The 17,091-nt window shown below is 77.5% G+C and carries 12 protein-coding genes; 7 read left to right on the plus strand and 5 right to left on the minus strand.

The window, feature by feature from the left end:
* Window positions 1-78: 78 nt before the first annotated feature.
* The 5 genes from V2S66_RS28480 (at window position 79) to V2S66_RS28500 (ending at window position 9,844) form a co-directional block, all read left to right on the plus strand.
* Entirely contained in the window at window positions 79-2,814 is a 2,736-nt protein-coding gene (locus tag V2S66_RS28480; protein WP_330799599.1) for a lantibiotic dehydratase, read from the plus strand.
* A 128-nt stretch (window positions 2,815-2,942) separates the two neighbouring features.
* Window positions 2,943-4,883, plus strand: a complete 1,941-nt coding sequence (locus tag V2S66_RS28485; protein WP_330799600.1) for a hypothetical protein — start codon at window positions 2,943-2,945, stop codon at window positions 4,881-4,883.
* Window positions 4,880-6,877, plus strand: a complete 1,998-nt coding sequence (locus tag V2S66_RS28490) for a TOMM precursor leader peptide-binding protein (RefSeq protein ID WP_330799601.1) — start codon at window positions 4,880-4,882, stop codon at window positions 6,875-6,877. The genes V2S66_RS28485 and V2S66_RS28490 overlap by 4 nt, the downstream gene beginning before the upstream one ends.
* 13 nt (window positions 6,878-6,890) lie before the next feature.
* Complete coding sequence (locus V2S66_RS28495) at window positions 6,891-8,084, plus strand: hypothetical protein (protein WP_330799602.1); 1,194 nt, start codon at window positions 6,891-6,893, stop codon at window positions 8,082-8,084.
* Window positions 8,075-9,844 (plus strand): lantibiotic dehydratase C-terminal domain-containing protein, encoded by a 1,770-nt coding sequence (locus V2S66_RS28500; RefSeq protein ID WP_330799603.1) that lies wholly within the window; start codon window positions 8,075-8,077, stop codon window positions 9,842-9,844. Before V2S66_RS28495 ends, V2S66_RS28500 begins: the two co-directional genes overlap by 10 nt.
* Window positions 9,845-9,896: 52 nt before the next feature.
* Here V2S66_RS28500 and V2S66_RS28505 read toward each other — a convergent pair whose 3' ends face one another.
* The gene (locus tag V2S66_RS28505; RefSeq protein ID WP_330799604.1) at window positions 9,897-10,067 is read right to left on the minus strand and encodes a hypothetical protein; all 171 of its coding nucleotides are present in this window, start codon (window positions 10,065-10,067) and stop codon (window positions 9,897-9,899) included.
* A 387-nt stretch (window positions 10,068-10,454) separates the two neighbouring features.
* Here V2S66_RS28505 and V2S66_RS28510 point away from each other — a divergent pair, with 387 nt between their 5' ends.
* Window positions 10,455-13,370: a LuxR C-terminal-related transcriptional regulator gene (locus tag V2S66_RS28510; protein ID WP_330799605.1), complete on the plus strand. Its 2,916-nt coding sequence runs from the start codon at window positions 10,455-10,457 to the stop codon at window positions 13,368-13,370.
* Window positions 13,371-13,422: 52 nt separating this feature from the next.
* On the opposite strand, the gene V2S66_RS28515 is transcribed toward V2S66_RS28510, so the two are convergent.
* The 3 genes from V2S66_RS28515 to V2S66_RS28525 form a co-directional block, all read right to left on the minus strand.
* On the minus strand, window positions 13,423-14,412 hold the full coding sequence (locus tag V2S66_RS28515) for an SLAC1 family transporter (protein ID WP_330799606.1): 990 nt from the start codon (window positions 14,410-14,412) through the stop codon (window positions 13,423-13,425).
* Between the two features lie 46 nt (window positions 14,413-14,458).
* A complete protein-coding gene (locus tag V2S66_RS28520) occupies window positions 14,459-14,863 on the minus strand; it encodes a nuclear transport factor 2 family protein (protein ID WP_330799607.1) in 405 nt (134 codons plus the stop codon).
* 65 nt (window positions 14,864-14,928) lie between these two features.
* Complete coding sequence (locus V2S66_RS28525; protein ID WP_330799608.1) at window positions 14,929-15,936, minus strand: YdcF family protein; 1,008 nt, start codon at window positions 15,934-15,936, stop codon at window positions 14,929-14,931.
* 158 nt (window positions 15,937-16,094) lie between these two features.
* Between V2S66_RS28525 and V2S66_RS28530 the strand changes: the two genes are divergently transcribed.
* Window positions 16,095-16,619, plus strand: a complete 525-nt coding sequence (locus V2S66_RS28530) for a hypothetical protein (protein WP_330799609.1) — start codon at window positions 16,095-16,097, stop codon at window positions 16,617-16,619.
* 15 nt (window positions 16,620-16,634) lie between these two features.
* Here the strand turns inward: V2S66_RS28530 and V2S66_RS28535 are convergent, their stop codons facing one another.
* The gene (locus V2S66_RS28535; RefSeq protein WP_330799610.1) at window positions 16,635-17,069 is read right to left on the minus strand and encodes a hypothetical protein; all 435 of its coding nucleotides are present in this window, start codon (window positions 17,067-17,069) and stop codon (window positions 16,635-16,637) included.
* Window positions 17,070-17,091: the final 22 nt, after the last annotated feature.

Raw genomic sequence — 17,091 nt, forward strand, 5'->3', positions numbered from 1 at the left:
ATCATCGGCTTCTCCGATCCCTGAGCCCCGGCCCCCGGGGTTCGAACTTCCGCTCCGAGCAGCGAGGTTGAAGCCCGCATGGCACGCACCGGACCGGCAGCGGCGGCGGCCGGGTCCGTACGTGTCCCCGGCGCGGTGACCGTGGCGCCGTACGCGCTGGTGCGGACCGTGGCGCTGGCCGCGCCCGCGTCGCCCTCCCCGTACGCCGACGAGTACCGGCAGTGCGCCGCGCGGCTGGTCGAACTGACCCTGCTGTGCGAGCGGGTCCGGGACGCGCTGTGCGACAGCCTGTACGAGCGTGCGCGCACCGCGACCGCGGAGACCCGCAGCCGGGTGCTGGTGCCGCTGCGGCGGGACGTCCACAACCGGCGCTCGCCGAAGCGCGCGCTGCGGGCCGCGCTCGCAGCCCCCGAGCACCGCTCGCCGCTGCTGGACACCTGGCTGTCCGCCCGCGACGAGATGGACCGGACGGACGCCCGGCTCACCGCACTCGGCGACCTCGCGCTGCGCGCCGACCGAGGCGCGCTCGCGGCCCTGTGCCGGAGCGAGGACGTCCAGCGCGCCGTCGCGCTGACCAGCGAGGACCTGCTGCGCGCGGTGCGGCGCGCGGCCGCCCGGGGCGAGACGCCGGACAAGCAGGGACGCAAGTCGGAACCGACGGTGCTGCGGTACGCGATGCGGGCCGTCACCCGGACCAACCCGCTGTCCTGGTTCTCGCACGTCGGCTGGGGTCGGTGGGAGGGCGACTCCGGCGGCGACCCGCACGGCGACCCGCACGGCGACCCGCACGGCGACCTGCGCGGCGATCCCGGCGACGACGTTCCGTGCGCCGGTCCTGTCGCCGTGACCCGGGTGCAGCAGTCGCTGCTGGACGGGCTGGTGGACGCCGTGCTCCGGCGCCGCGAGGTGGCGGCCGCCGCCGACTGCCGGCTCGCTCCCGGCCTGCGGGTCGACGGCTCGCAGGTGCACTACCGCCGCAGGCCCCTGGCCGTCGAGAACGCCGAGAACGCCGCGGACGAGGGCTCCTTCGCCGGTCCGGCGGCGGAGGAGCAGGTCGCGCTGCCGCTGACCCCGGTGCTGCGCCTGGTGCTCGCCCGGGGCCGGGCCGGGGACGCCATGCGGCAGCGCGACCTCGCAGCGGACATCGCCCGCCGGCTCCCCGGCCCGCCGGAACGCGCCGGGCGGGCCGCGGCCGCCTACGTCACCTCGCTCCTCGACCAGGGGCTGCTGCGCCCCGCACCGCCCTTCGACCCGCAGGCGCGCGACGCCGTCGGCGAGGCGTCCCGCTGGCTGGCCGCCGCCGGGCTCCCCGAAGCGGCCGAGGCGCTCGCCGCCATCGGGTCCGACACCGAGGGCTACGCGCACCTGCCCGCGGCCGCCCGGCCCGCCGCCCTGGCCCGGCTCAGGGCCCGCTGGTCGGAGGCTCTCGCGTCGGCCGGAGCGGCGCCCCGCACCCTCGGTGCGCCGCTCACCGAGGACGTCGTGCTCCCCGCGGTGAAGCCGCTCGGCTCCGGCCACGGTCGCCGGGCGCTGCCCGAACTCGCCCGGCTCACAACGCTGTTCGCACTCTTCGACGACTACGCGGTGCTCCGCAGGATGACTTTGGACCGGTTCGTCGCCCGCTTCGGCGCGGGAGGCGTCTGCCGCTCGCTCGCCGACTTCGCCGACGCGATCGCCGACGTGCACGCGGCGTGCGACGCCCTGACCCGGGAGGCCGCCTCCGGCGAGCACGGGCGCGGCGCCACCGTCAGCCCCGAGGTGCGCGATCTGCTGCGGGTGCGGGCCGAGTTGGCCGCCGCGGTCCCGGCCCCTGTCGCGGGCGGGGAGGGCCGCGGCGCCCGCGTCGAGGTGGTCCTGCCCGACGAGCTGGTCAACGCCGCCGCGCACGCCGCGCCCGGCTGGCTCCGCCACCGCCCGTCCTCGTACGGGGTGTTCGCGCAGCCGGTGCCGGACGGCGCCGTCACCCGCCTGTGCGTCAACCACGTCTACGGCGGCTGGGGGCGCTTCACCAGCCGCTTCCTCGACCTGCTGGGTCCCGGCCCCGCGCAGGAGGTGTCGGCGCGGATCGCCGCCGCGTTCGGCGACGGGGAGCGGGTCGCCCAGGTCCGCCCGGTCGGCGGGTTCAACGGCAATCTGCACCCCCTGCTGGTGCCCGACGAGATCGCCGAGAGCAGCGCCTGGGGGACGCTGCGGCCGGAGCAGCTTGAACTCTTCCACGACGCCGCCGCCGACCAGCTGCGGCTGCGCGTCGCCGCCACGGGCGAACCGGTCAGCGTGCTGTACCTGGGCTTCCTGCTGCCGTCGGTGCTGCCCGACCGCTGGATGCCGCTGGTCGACGACCTGGGCGCGGGGCCGGTGGACCTCGGGGCCGCCCTGGCGCCGCGCCGGCCGCGGGAGACCGCCCTGGGCCCGATCGGGTTCCGGCCCCGGGTGCGGTACCGCGACGTGATCCTCGCCCGCGCCCAGTGGCGGCTCCCCACGGAGGCGGTACGCGCCTGGCGCACCGAGCTGGACCGGGGGTCGCCCGTGGCGGCGACCTCCCGGCGGCGCGCCCTGCTCGGCCTCCCCGAGCACGTGTTCGTCGCCGCCGCGTCGCCCGAGGACGCCGCCGCCGGGACGGGCGCGCTGCTGTCGTACCTCGCACGGCCCAAGTCCCAGTACGTGGACCTCGGCAGCGCCCTGCACCTGCGCTGCCTGTCGCGCAGCCTCGCCCGCTGCCCCGACGGTGCGGTCGTGTCCGAGGCGCTGCCGGTGCCGAGGCCCGGCGTCCGCGCCTGCGAAATCGTCGCCGAGACCTACCGGAGCAGGCCGTGACACCAGTGCCACCAGCGAAGGACGGTACGCCGGCGACCCGTGCCCGCGTGCTCCGGTTGCGCCCGGTCGTGCACGCCAGCCCGCTCCCTGACGGCATCCACGTCCGAGGCGCGCGGTCCAGCTTCACCATGAACGGCGCCCCGGGCCTGTGGCGGCTCTGGCAGGCGGTCGCGGCCGCCCTGGCCGGCGGCCGCTCGTACGAGCAGCTGCTGGACACCGTGCCCGGCCCGGCGGCCAAGGCCGCGACCGCCATGCTGGCGGAGCAGCTCCGCGCCCACGACATGCTGGTCGAAGTCCCACCGGGCTGGGGCGACGCGGGCGGCCCCGCCGGCCCCGCCGAGCCTCCGCCGCGGATCGCCGCCTGGCTGGCGGCGGTGGCGGCGGACCCCGTGGACGCCTGGGAGCGGATCCGGTCCGCCGCGGTCGACGTCGACGGTACGGGCCCCGTCGCCGCCGCGGCGGTCCGAGCGCTCACCGCAGCCGGGGTCCGCGTCCCCCCGCCGGCGCCCCGCGCCGATCGAAACGCGCGGCCCCACACCGCAGAGCCCCCGGCGGCTGTGCCGGTCACGTCCACCCCGGGCGCCGGGCCGGTCGGCTCCGGGCAGGCTGCTGTGCCGCCGGCTGCTGTGCCCGAAGCGTCCGCGTCGGGCGCAGTCCCAGTCGGGTCCGTCCCGGCTGCCGTGCCTGCCGGGACCGTACAGGCCCTTGTGCCGGAGGCGTGCGCCCCGCGCGAGGTGTCCGTCGGTTCTGTCCCGGGCGACTCGCCGGTCGGGCCCGGACCGGCCGTCGTGCCGTCGGCCGTGGAGATCCCGGGCGCCGTGCCGGAGGCGTCCGCGCCGGGCGAGGCGCCGACCGGGTTCGGAGGGGCTGCCGAACCGGTCGTGCTCGCCGTCGGCCAGGTGGCGGTGGCGGCCGCGGCGCGCGGCGAGGTGGGCTTCGTCAGCCCGGTGGGCGCACCCGCCGCGGCTCGGCGGGACGCCGAGATGATCGGCGAGCGGATCGGGCTGCCGGCCGGGATGCCGCCGGCGGTCGTCGTCGCCGCGCTGGTGGGCGGGGCCGCCGCCCACCGCCTGGTGTGCGTGGTCGCCGGGCTGCCCGACCCGGGGGAGGACGTGCTCGCCGCGGCGCCCGCCCCGCCGTGGGCGCACGGCCGCCCCACCGCTCTCGTCGCGCGCCTCGACCCGCTGACCGCCGAGTACCACCCGTGGTGGCAGTCGGCCGACCCGGCCGACCCGGCCGACCCGAACCACACGGACACCGTGTCCGCGCGCGTCGAGGCCCTGACCGACGCCGAGACCGGCGCGCTGCCGGCCCTCGCGGTCGACGACCTCCCGCAGGTGCCGGCCGGTCTGGCCGGTTGCGACGCCGGGGGCGCCGCCGTCTGCGGTACGGGCGTCGACACCGCCATGGCCCGGCTGAGTTGCGCCGTCGGGGCCGCCGAACGGCTGATCGCCCTGGACCGCGGTGCTCCCGTGGTGGTGGGCGCGGACGCCAGGCACGCCGAGGGCGTGCGGCTCCGGCGCCTGCTGCACACGGCCGTCCCCCGGCTCAAGGCCGCGGACACCGCGGGCACCGCGGAGGAGTGGGCGCTGTCGCCCGGCGCCCGCCGCTGGTTCAAGGCGGTGACGCTCCGCTTCGGCGCCCGCGCCGACCTCCGGGTGGTGCGGCTGGCGGACGGCGTCTTCCACGCCGAACTGCACTGCGGAGCCGAGCTGTTGGGCTGGGCCGTGGAGCACAGCGCGGCCGACGCGGCGGCCTACTGCGCGCTGGCGGCGGCCGGGACGCTGCAATGGCGGGCCGCCGGTGGTGATCCGGCGGCCTCCGTCCACGCGCCGTGCGGGGCCCTTCCCGTGCCGGCGGCGGACGCGGCGGACCCCTCGCCCCTTCGGGCGGACGCGTGGATCCGGCCTGCGGGCGCGGCCGAGCGGGAGGACGCCCTCCAGCGGGAGGTGCGCGCGCTGCTCGGCGTCCGCGCGGGGTCCGCGACCCCGGTGGCTCCCGGTCCCGGGCCCGGTCTGCTGCGCGCCCTGGCCGTCGCCGGTTTCGCCGTGCTGGAGACCGCCCCGTGACGGGGGCTCCCCCCGGCGCGGGGCGACCGCCCGGCCTGCTCGCCGCCGCGCTGGCCGAGGCGGGTCTGCCCTGGCCGGTGCTGACCCTGGAGGCGGCGCTGGACACGCCCGCGGAGCCCGCCCCGCCCTCGGCCGCCACCGCCGAGGTCACCGCCGAGGCCACGGCCGGCGCCACCGCGATCGTCGCGCTCGACCGCTGGACCCCCGACCAGGCCGCGGCCCTGTCGGCGCGCGCCTGGCGGAGCGGCGGGACGCTGCTGCCCGTCCGGGTCGACGGTTCCACCGCCCTGGTGGGGCCGTTGCTGCACCGCGGCGCCCCGGCCTGCCTCGGCTGCGTGGAGGCCGGGCGGCTCGCGGCCGCCGGCGGCCGTACGCCGAGGGACCAGGGCGCGCTGCTGCTCGGCGGTGTGGCCGCGCCGACCGCGGTCCCGCTGCTCGCGGCCCTCGCCGCGAGCGCCCTCGCCGACCCCGCGCGCCGGCCGGGCACGATGTGGGCGGTGCGCACCGACGACGGGACGTGCTCCGCCCACCGGGCCCGGCCCCGCCCGGGCGGCTGCCCGCTGTGCGGGCCGCTGCCCGAGGACTCCCCGGAGCTCGCCGCCTTCGTCCCCGCGGTGCGGCCGCCGGCCGGTCCGCGTCGGCTGCGCCAGGACAATCCAGCCACGACGCGGGCGGGGCTGCGCGCGGCCCTGTACGACTGGCGGCTGGGCCCCGTCGTGGCCCTGGCCCGGCAGGAGAGCTACCCGCTGGCCTTCGTCGGGGCCGCGATCGCGGGCGAACGCGTGGAGCCCGACGCCGGGTACGGCCGCGCGCCGGCCTTCGCCGACGCCGAACGCGTCGCGCTGTTCGAGGCCGTGGAGCGGATGACCGGAACCGCACCGCGCGGCAAGCGCACGGTGCTGCGCGGCAGTTACGCCGCACTCGGCCCGGCGCGCGCGGTCGACCCCGAGCGGTTCGGGCGGTACGAACCGCACGTGGCGGACCTGCCGGGGTCCCGGATCGCCCGCTACACCCCGGACACGGTGACGGACTGGGTGCACGGCTGGTCGATGGGCGGGGACCGGGCGGTCGCGGTGCCGGAGCAGCTGGCGTACTGGGGCCTGCCCCGGCGGCGGACCGGCGGCGCGCCCCCGTTCGTCCTGGAGAGCTCCAGCGGCTGCGGCCTCGGCAACAGCCTGGAAGAGGCCGTCCTCCACGGCCTGTTCGAGGTCGCCGAGCGGGACGCGTTCCTGATGGCCTGGTACGCCCGCACCCCGCTGGCGCGCGTCGCACCGCCGGACGACGACCCGCTGGTGGGCCACGCGGCCGATCTCCTGGACGCTCTCGGCTACGACCTGCTGCTCTTCGACGCGACCAACGACTTCGGTGTCCCCGCGGTGGCGTCCCTGGCGCTGTGCCGCGACGCCGGGTCCGCCGCCCCCCAGGCGTTCTTCGCGGCCGGGGCCCACCACGATCCGCTGGAGGCGATCCGCTCGGCCGTCGTGGAGGCGGTCGTCAGCGTGGGGGCGGTCGCCAGGCTGGCCCGCACCTCGCCCGCGACGCTCGACCGGGAGCGGCTGCGGCCGATGCTGGACGACCCGGGGCTGGTCGCCGTCATGGACGACCACACCGCGCTGTTCACCCTGCCGGAGGCCCGCGCGCGCTTCGCGTTCCTGCTGGAGGGCGCGGCGCCCCGCCCCTGGCACCAGGTCTGGCCCGGAAGCCCGCGGCCCGTACCGGACCTCGGCGCCCTGCTCGCCGGGACGGCCGCGCGGGTCGCCGGGGCCGGCATGGACGTCGTCGTCGTGGACCAGACCGACCCGGTCGTGCGCGACGACCTCGGCCTGTACGCGGCGAAGGTGCTCGTCCCCGGTGCGCTGCCGATGACCTTCGGGCACCGGTACCGCCGGACCCGGGGGCTGCCGCGGCTGCTGGAGGTGCCGTGGCGGCTCGGCCGCCTGCCGGACCGCCCGCGCTACGAGGACCTGCCCCTCGACCCCCACCCCTTCCCCTGAACGGGCCGCAGCCGTGACCGACCCCCTCCGCACCGCGCTCGCCGCCGCCTACGCGCAGGGCCCCGGCAAGTCGCTCGGGCCCGGCCTGGGCGCCGTCAGGACCGGCCGGCCGCACCCCGCGCACGCCACGGCGCTGAGCCGCCTCGCCGACCGCTGCGCCTTCGGCGCGGCGCTGGCCGGTGCGCTCACCGCGGCGCTCGCCCCGCTCCGCTGGGAGCCCTGGAACCCGTACAACGACCACCGCGCCCACCCGTCGCCCCGCTGCGCCTACCTCACCGACGCGGCGCTGCGGATCGGCGGCGACCGCTGGGCCATCGACCCCGTCGGCCTTCGCCTGGAAGGGGCGCGGCCGCTGCCCGGCGCCGGCGAACTCGCCTCCGCCACAGTCGAGGTGACCCTCGCGCCGGAGCGGCTGACCGAGGGGTACGGCGCACTGCGTGACGCGCTGGCCCTGCTGGAGGCCGGTCACGTCTGCGCCGCCCTCGTCGAGGCGGGCGCCGCCGCGGGACTGGCCGCGCACGCCGCTCCGCGCCGCGCGGGCGGGCCGTCCGGCGTGGTCGCGGAGGTGGTGTTCCGCGACGGTGCGGCCCCGGCGGGGCCCCGCCGGCCGGTGACCGCGGTGCGCAGCGCGGGGCTCGCCCCGCGGGGCCTGTCCGCCGACCCCCGGCCGCTGCCCGCCGCCGTCCTGCACGGCCTGGTCGAGGCGAGCCGGCCGCCCACAGGATCGCTCGCGGCGCCGCCCGGCGGCGACGGCCTGCGGCACCGGCTCGCGGTGCGCGGGGTCCGCGACGTCCCGGACGGCCTGTACGAACCCCGCGAGGACGGCCTGGTGCTGCTCCGGCCGGGGCAGGCGACCGAGTGGGTACGCGCCGCCTTCGGCTCCGGCCGACCGGACGTCGACGTCGCGGGGATGAACGTGGTCTGGGCGATCACCGGCGCCGTGGCCGCCGCGGTGGCCGGACGCGGCCCGGACGCCTACCGGGACATGCTGCCGGCGGCCGGGGCGGCCGCCCAGCACGTCTGCTCGGCTGCCGCCGCGCAGGGCCTGTTCTGCCGTCCGATGCGCAGCTTCGACGAGCCCGCCGCGGAGGCGGCGATACGCGCAGGCGCCGGCGAGGACGTCCTCTGCGTCCTGCTCCTGGGCCGCCCCAGGGCCTGGGACTTCTGCTACGACCTCACCGATCCGGGGGACCTCCCATGGCACTGACCGCGACCGCGCGCCCCACCGCGGCCTGGAGCAGCCTGCACTGCCACGCGTACTGGCGGCCCGCGCACACCGACGCCTTCCTCACCGGCACAGTGGCGCCGATGCTGGCGGAGCTGCGCGGCGCGGGACTGGTCGAGGAGTGGTTCTTCGTCCGGCACGTCGAGCACGGGCCCCACCTGCGGATCAGAGTGCGCGGCGCCGGCCGGGCGACCACCGGCGACCTGCGCGCGCGGCTGGCCGCCGCCGTACGCGACGCGCCGTACCCGGCCGACGACGAGGTCCGGCAGGCGTATCTGCGGGCGGCGGCAGACCCGGGCACGCTGCGCGCGCACGGCGAGGTGCACGAGGCCGACTACACGCCGGAGACCGCGCGTTACGGCGGCGCCGCCGCGCTGCCGGTCGCGGAGGAGGTGTTCTGCCGGTCCAGCGTGATCGCCGCAGCGGTGGTCGGGCAGACCGCCGGTGCGGCCCGGCGGCTCGCCGCGGCGACCGACTTCGTCCTCGTCACCGCGTGCGCGCTCGGCCTCGACGCGCTCGGCACGGTCCGGTGGCTGCGGGGCGGGGTGATCGGCTGGCGCGCGTACACCGACGGCACGAACGCGGTCCCGATGACGGTCCCGGGTGCGGCGGTGGACGCCGCCGCGGCCCAGTCCCGGGCCGTCGTCCGCCGCTGGGAGGACATCCGGCGCGCAGGGGCCTCCGGCACCCGGCTGCGGGACCAGTGGGCCGGCTGCGTCACGGCGGCGCGCGCCCGCCTGGAGACGACCGCGGCGGACCAGCCGGACGGGACGGACCCGGCGACCGGGCCGCGGACAGCGGACGCGGCGCAGGCGGCCGACCGGGCCGCCTGGCTCCAGGTGTGGCTGTCCCACCTGCACATGCTGCTCAACCGGCTGGGCGTGCCGCCCGAGGAGGAGCGCGCGCTGTACTGGTTCATCGCCTCGTCGCTGCTCGCCCCCGACGGCGCCACCGACTACTTCGCCGACCATCCGGGCGCGGCGGACCGCCGCTATCTCGACGCCAGCAACTTCGTGCCGAGCCGCATCCAGGAGCAGCGGCCGAGGCCGTCGCCCGACGGCCCGAAGCGGAGCCGGCACCGTCCCTCCGCCGGTGCGCCGACCGCGCTGCCCGCCGGCGAACCGCGGCACGTGACCCTGCACGACGCCCTGGCCCTGCGGACGTCCGGGTACGGGGACCTCGGCGGCCCGGTGCACGCGGAGGAACTCGGCGCCCTCCTGTGGCCGGCGTACGCGGGTCGCGCCGAACCGGGCGGCCACGCCCAGCCGTCGCGCCCCTACCCGAGCGCCGGGGCGCAGTACGCCGCGCGGCTGCGGCTCGTCGTCCGCCACGCCGACGGCCTGGCGCCGGGCATCTACGAGCCGGACCCGGCGACCAGGATGCTGCTGCCGGTCGCGGCGGCGCCGACCGCGGCCGAACTCGCCTCCGCGTCCATGTGGTTCGGGCTGGGGGCGGCCCCGCTGCCGCGCTCCGTCGACGTGTCGACGCTGCCCGTCCTGGCCGGCCTGTACGTCGAACTCGGCCCGCTGCGGGCGCGGTACGGTCTGCGCGCCCTGCGCTTCGGCTACCTGGAGGCCGGACACCTCGCGCAGAACCTGGCCCTCACCGCGGTGGCCGCCGGGCTGTCCCTGGGCATGGTGGGCGGCTTCCACGACGACGTCGCCCACGAACTGTTCCTGCTGGACGGCATCGACGACGTCCTCGCCTACCTGCTCCCGATCGGGCGTCCCGCGCCCCGGTGACGGAACGGCGGGCGGGCGGACGCCGTGGACGTCCGCCCGCCCGCGGGCGTGATCAGTTCGGCGCGCAACAGCACGACGGCGGCCAGGAGTCCACGACGCCGAAGTCCGTCTTCGACGTCGGGCCCTGCGTGCTGGTCACCGACAGCGTGCTGAGGTCGAGGTCGCTGAAGTCGAACTCCTCCTCGACCGCCGCGCCCTGGTACTCGTCCGTCATCTGGGGCATGTCCGTCTCTCCAATCCGCTCAGAGTGGGTCGGGGCGCACGCACCCGAGTGCGTACGCCCCGCATCAACCATCCGGCCCGCGGCCTGGTCGGGCATCGGTACAAGTACGCATTGCCGGTACGCAACGCGCCGCCGCATGCCGCCAACCGGCGTGGCCAGACGGGGGATCGGGCCGTTGTGGCGGAAAGCGGAGCCCGCGTAGGATGCGTGGATTGTGCGGCTGAGCCATGTTCGCCTGGGGGGATGCGCGTGACGAGCCTGCTGGACCGGGAGTGGCGGAAGGGCGCACCGCGAGGTGGGGCGGGGGCGGCACTACCGCGGCCGGCCGCTGCCCGCGTGCGCTTATCGCGTCCGCGGCGCCACTCCCGGCGGGCGGGGAGCCGCTAGGTGGCGGCCGGCGGCGACATGCCCGGCCCCCCGGCGGCACACCCCGGCGCCCTCGCGGATGCGTACGCGCACACCGACGCCCTCGCGGCCGCCGAGCCCCGCGGGCCCGGCGCTCCCGCCGGACCCGGCGGACCGGCCGCACCGGTCCGCCGCCGGACGCTGGTGGGCCGGGACGACGAGGTCGCGGCCCTGCGGGCGGCGCTGCGCGGCCCGCACGGCGGGCGCGGGCGGACGCTCGCCCTCGTCGGCGAGCCGGGGATCGGCAAGAGCGCGCTGCTCTGCGCGCTGACCGCGCTGGCCGGCGACGCCGGCCTGCCCGTCGTCTCGGGGCACGCCGACGGCCCGGAACCACTCCGGCCGTTCAAGGCCCTCCTGGACCTGGAGAGCGGCGCCGCGCCGCCGCGCGCGGCGGCCGCCGTCCCGGCATGCACGGACGGCCTGCTGGTCGCGACGCTGGACGACGTGCACCTGCTGGAGCCGGAGAGCATCCCCGGCCTGCTGCGCCTGATCCAGGCGACCGCCGACCGTCCGGTCCTGCTGGCGCTGGCCTACCGCGAGCGGCAGCTGTCCCTGCCGATGGCCGACGCCCTGTCCCGTGCCCTGAGCGCCGACCGCCTCGACCGGTGGCGACTCGGCCCGCTGTCCCTGGAGCATGCCCGCACCCTCCTCGGCGACCGGCCCGACCTCGACGGCCTCCACCGTGCCGGTGACGGGAACCCCCGCTACCTCGGGGCGCTCGCGGACCACGGTGAGGCGGGCGCGGAGGCCGCCACGGCGATCCTCGGCGAGTGCGCGGCGCTCGACCGCGGCGCCCTGGCGGCGGTCCAGGCGGCGGCCGCGCTGGGCGAGCCGTTCCATCCCGACCTGCTGGCCGAGGTCGCCGGTCCCGACGTCGCCGACGCCATGGGCGCGCTCGACGCGCTGACCCGCGCCGACCTCGTCAGACCGGCGCAGCCCGCGCCGCGGCTCGCGCTGCGGCACCCGGTGGTGGGCACGGTCGTCTACGGAGCCATCGACCCGGGACGCCGCCTCGCGCTGCACCGGCGCGCCGAGGCCGCGCTGGCCCGGCGGGGCGCGCCGGTCGCCGAGCGGGCCCCGCACATCGCCCGCGCCGCGGACCCGGACCGACCCGACCACGTCGCGGCGCTGGTCGAGACGGCCCGTGACTGCCTGCACCGCGCCCCGCGCAGGGCGGCCGGCTACCTGGAGACGGCCGTCGCGCTGATCCCCGAGGACGGCGCCTTCTGGCACGAGGCCAGGGTGCTGCTCGCGCGGGCCCGCCTGCTGACCGGTGACGCCGCCGAGAGCCGGGCGCTGCTGGACGCCCTCGGTGCGGACCTGCCGCGCGGGCCGCTCCGGACGCTGGCCGTCGCCGACACCAGCCGCGCCGCGCTGCGGCTCGGCCACTACGCGGAGGCCGCCGCCGTCGCGCGGTCCGGCCTCGCGCAGCTGCCGCGGGACGACCACGGGGCGGCCGCGGTCCTGCACGTCGCCCTGGCCGACGCCGCCCTCGACCAGCGGCAGTACGGGACGGCCGAGCGGCACGCCGACACCGCGACCGCGCTGGCGCGCCGCTGCGGGGACCGGACCGGTGAGGCCCACGCGCTCGCCCAGGTCTCCCTCGCCCGGCTGCACAGGTCCGACGAGGCCGGAGCGCGGGCCGCGGCCGACGGCGCCGCCGAACTCCTCGACGGCGCCGGTGACGCCGCCGTCCTGGCCAACCTCCAGTCCCTCTACCAGCTCGGCCTCACCGAGTCCCTGCTGGGATGCCTCGCGGAGGCCGAACGCCACCTCGCGCGCGGCGCCGCGCTGTCCCGCCGCAGCGGCCAGGGCCAGCTGCTGCCCGCACTCCTGAAGGCGCTGGGCGAGGTCCAGCTCCGCTCGGGACACCTCCCGCGCGCCCTCGCGACGCTCGACGAGGTCGCCTCATGGGCCGAGCACGGCGGCAGCCCCGCGACGCTGGCCATCACCCTGGCGCTGCGCGCCAAGGCCCTGCTGTGGCGGGGGGCGCACGGCGATCCGCACGAGGTGCTCGCGGCGGCCGGGCGAGCGGCCGAGATCGCCGGCTCCGCGCCGACGGCGTGGGCGGTGGTGGTGCGCTGCCTGCACGCCGAGATCGTGATGCTCACCGGCGACCCGCAGCGCGGCGGCTGGCTGCTCCTGGAGGCCGCGGGCGGGACCGGGCTGCCGCTGCTGACCGCCTCGCGCAGGCCGCGCTGGTGCGACATGCTCGCCGAGGTGGCGACGGCCGGGGGCGACGCGGCGGCGGCCGAGCGGTGGGCGCTGCTGGGCGAGGAGTCCGCCGCGCGGCTTCCGTCCGCCGGCCGGCTGGGTTTCGCCCGGCGCGCCCGGATGCGGGCCCTCGCGTCGCGGGGGGAGACCGACGAGGCCGTACGGAGCGCGGAGCGGGCGGCGGAGAGTTTCTCCGGCGGCGGCAAGCGGCTGGAGGTGTGCCGTACGCTCCTCGCCGCCGCGTCGCTGTCCCTGGACGCGGGGCGCGCCGAGCGGGTCGACGGCTGGCTCGGCCGCGCGGCCGCGCTGGCCGAGCAGTGCGGGGCCGTCCGGCTGGCGGAGGAGGTCGTCGGCGAACGCCGCCGGCTCTCCGCGCCGGGTGGCCGCGGCGAGGCGCCGGACGCGCTGGCGGCGCTCTCCGCCCGGGAGCGGCAGATAGCCGACCTCGCCAGCACCGGGATGACCAGCCGGGAGATCGCCGGCACGCTCTTCCTGAGCCAGCGGACGATCGACACCCACCTGAACCACATCTACCGCAAGCTGGGCCTGGCCAACCGCGTCGCGCTCACCCGCCTGGTGCTCGACGCCCGCGGACCCGCGCCGCAGTCACGGGCGGCGGTGCGCCGGGCCCAGGGCCCGATGACGAGCCCCTCGACCGGGCCGTCCGCGCGCGCGGAACGGTAGGTCGCGGAACGCTGGGTCGTCGACGCGCGCCGCGCCGGTGCGGGCGGCGGTGTCAGCCGGCTGCCGCCGGCGCGGCGGGGGCGGGCACGCGGGGGAGGAAGGTGCGGCGTCGCAGGCCCAGCAGGGTGCGGGCGGCCAGCGCGGCGAGCGCCAGGGTGGCGAGCGCGAGCAGCAGGTACGTCAGCGCCCTGCGGCCGTCGACGTGTTCGGCGTCCAGCCAGTGGATGCCGTCGGTGAGGGCCGCGGCGTAGGAGAAGGCGAACGCCCAGTAGCCGGGGCCGAACGGCGCGCGGCGGTAGGTGCCGGCCATCGAGAGCTGCACCAGGACCATCAGCAGGGCGTAGCCGCCGAGGATCTCCGCGCCGAGGTCGAGCCGGCCGCTGTTGATGGCGAACCAGGCGTTGCCGGCGACGACGGGTGGCGCGACCTCGATGGCGATGGTCGGCAGCAGCGGCGGCGGCAGCATCGGCTGGGTGAACAGCCGCACGAGCAGGATCGAGCCGAGCACGAACCAGCAGATCAGGCCGTAGCCGAACATCACGTGCGCCAGCGTCGTCCAGCCCAGGGCGGCGCTCCCGTTGGCCGCGATCAGGCCGCCGGCGACGGTGGGCAGGAAGTACCCGGGGTGCCACTGCGGGAGCTTGGTGTCGGCGCGGATCCACACGCCGGTCAGCCATCCGCCCATCAGGACGGTGAGGACCAGGCCGGCGGCGTAGACGGCCTCGCCCGCGGACCTGGCGTGCGGGGCGAGCGCGACGCCGAGCAGCATGGGCACGATCGCGATCAGCGCGGTGAACGGGCCCAGCACGGGATCGGGCAGCTCGGCGCGCAGCCGCCCCTGCGCGGCGACGTTGCGGGCGTAGGCGATCAGGGTGAACAGCCAGATCGCGGCGGCGAGAATCCACAGGACGTACGAGGGCCACGCCGGTGCGTGCACGCTGTCGGCCGCGGCCGTCCACGCCTGGGCCAGGCCCGCGACGCCGAAGCCGATGCCGAAGAGGTTGGGCGTCAGCCGGTAGGCGGACGCCGCTGGTGCCGTCATGCTGCTCCTTTGCCGTTCGCGCGGCGCGCGGCGCGGGCCGCCGAGGTCAGCCGCCGGGCAGAGGGCGGTCCGGCATCGGCTCCGCGAGCGCGGCTTGCGAGGCCGGCGCGTCGAAGGGGTCGGCGAAGAACTGCGTCTCGTGCACCACGTGCCCGTCGGCGAACTCCATGACGCTCACCGCGTGCGACGGCGCACCGTCGTAGGTGATGACGCATTCGCTCACCCACAGCCGGCCGTGCCCGGTGATCCGCCGGACGGTGAAGTGCCGGTCGGCCGGGTGCCCGCCGCGCTGCGCGGCGATCCTCGCGCGGCTCCGGAACCGCTCACCGGACTGCGGGTAGTCCAGGACCGCGTCCGCGGAGTAGAGGGCGTGCTCGGCTTCGGTGTCGCCGCGTTCCGAGGCCGCCCAGTGCTCCTCGATCGCGGCCCTGGTCCGGGAGTCGTCGTCCATCGCACCGTCCTTCCGTGGCGTCGACAGCCTAGGGTCAGCCGGGTGCGGGGACGTGCGCGGCTCGCTCAGCCCAGCCACCAGATGGCCGCGCCGCCGAGGAAGACGAGCAGGCACAGGGAGAGGTTGGTGCGGCGGTAGGCGAGGAAGACCGCGGCGAACTCGCGGATCATGGCGCTCGGCAGGAAGTACCCGGCGGTGGGCGAGCCCACGACATGGCCCCTGACCCCCTCACGGCGCGAGATCATCGCGGCGCGGAAGGCGTGGTAGTTGTTCGTCACTATGACGCACCGGTAGTCCGGATTCGCCTTCTCCATGATCGATCTGCTGAACCGCACGTTCTCCTCGGTGCTGGTGGAGCGGTCCTCGCGTGCGATCAGGTCGTCGGGGAAGCCGCCGGCGACCAGGTGGTCGGCCATCGCGTGCGACTCCGGCAGGTCCTCGTCCGGGCCCTGCCCGCCGGAGGTGATCAGCACCACCGGACGCCGGCCGCGCCGCGACAGCCGCTGGTGGACGACCCTGGCCTTCTCCAGCCGGCTGGCCAGCAGCGGGGGGACCGTCGACCCGTCGACCAGGCCGGAGCCGAGGACCACCACGAAGTCCGCCCTGCGGCGCAGGTGGAGGTGGCCGTAGACGAAGGCGTAGCCGGCGAAGCAGAGGAAGAGGAAGCCGAGATAGCCGGCCAGGGCCACCGCGGTTCCCGTCACCACCGTCAGCGCGCGGTCCCGCGAGACGACCGTGGCGCACAGCAGGACGAGGAGGGCGACCAGCGACAGTCCCGCCGCCAGGGACAGCAGGTTCGCCGGGCTCGCGCCCTCCTTGCGCACCATGACCGCGCCGTTGCTGATCAGGAACCACGCCAGGACGACGATGCCCAGCGCCACCAGGGCGAGCAGCGCGACCCCGACGTCCCGCGCGGCGTGCGGATGCGCGCGGTGCAGTTCGTACAGCCACGCGGCGGCGGTGAAGACGACGGCGAGCCCGAGGAAGACGGCGTTGCCGAACCGGCGCCGCTCGCGCAGCACGCCGACGCAGAACACCAGGAAGCACAGCAGTGCCGGAGCGTAGGCCAACATGCGGGCCACCTTAGGCGACCGCGCGGACGCGCCGACCAGCGGTCTTGCGCTCCGGCCGGTCCCGGGGGGCCGGCCCCGCCGCGCTCGCCTTACTCGAAGGTTGCCCAGTGCGCCGGAAGCCGTATCGACCGCGCGGGACGCCCGGTTAGGGTGCGCTCATGCCTACCGTTGACCTCGCGGCCGAGCCGACGCTGCTGGAACCCAGGAACGCCGTGGTGGCGGGCTCCGCCTCCGTCGGCGGCCTGCTGCTGATGCTCGGCGGGGCCGGCGCGGCCGTCTTCTGCGTCGTCTCGGCCTTCAGGGTCCACATGGACTCCACTGGCGACTGGGTGCTGCTCGCCGGCTGCTTCCTGGTCACGCTTCTCGTCGCTGTCCTCGGACGGCGCATCTTCGCCTCCTTCCGCGCGGATCGCGCGGCGACGATCGCGCTGGCCGAGCACGGCGTCGACGCCGAGGCGCTGGTGCTCTCCGCGGTCCTGCTGCCGGACAGCGCCACCGAGGACCTGCTCGACGTCCGCGTCCGGGTCTTCGGGGCCGGCTTCGAGGAGTTCGAGGCGACGGAGAAGCTGACGGCCGATCGGTTCGAGGGAGTCGTCGAGGGCGCGGTGCTGGCCGCCCGGGTCAACCCGTCGAGCCTGGTGTTCTCGCTGCACCGGCTCGGCGCGGTGCGCCAGCGGACCTGAACCGGCGCGGCCGGTTCACTGCCCCAGCACCAGCTTCTGCAGCGCCGCACGCGCCCGGGCGTCGGACCGGGCCCGCTCGGAGACCGCCGTCGCCAGCTCCCTCGCCCACTCGTCCAGCGCCACCGGCCTGCGCGACAGCACCACTCCGCGCACCACGGTGGTCACCTCGGCCTGCGGCCGTCCCTGAGCCAGGTGCAGGACGAGCCGCCGCTCGTCCAGGGACACCTCGACCTTCTCCACGGTGCCCCTGCGTCCGGCGAGCCGGTCGCTCATCGTGCGCTTGCGCTCGAACGCCACCGACCCCGGCGGCAGGGCGTCCGCCAGGGACTCGGTGAGCACCTTGACGTAGATCTCCAGGTCCGCCGAGTCCTGGCGCAGCGCCGCCGCCAGCATGTCGATCGACGCCTCCGGCGCGGGCTGCCCGCCGCTGCCGTCTTCCGCTTCGCTCATGGTCTTTCCCCGCGCTCGTACC

Source organism: Actinacidiphila polyblastidii (assembly GCF_036353415.1).
GTDB lineage: Bacteria > Actinomycetota > Actinomycetes > Streptomycetales > Streptomycetaceae > Actinacidiphila > Actinacidiphila polyblastidii.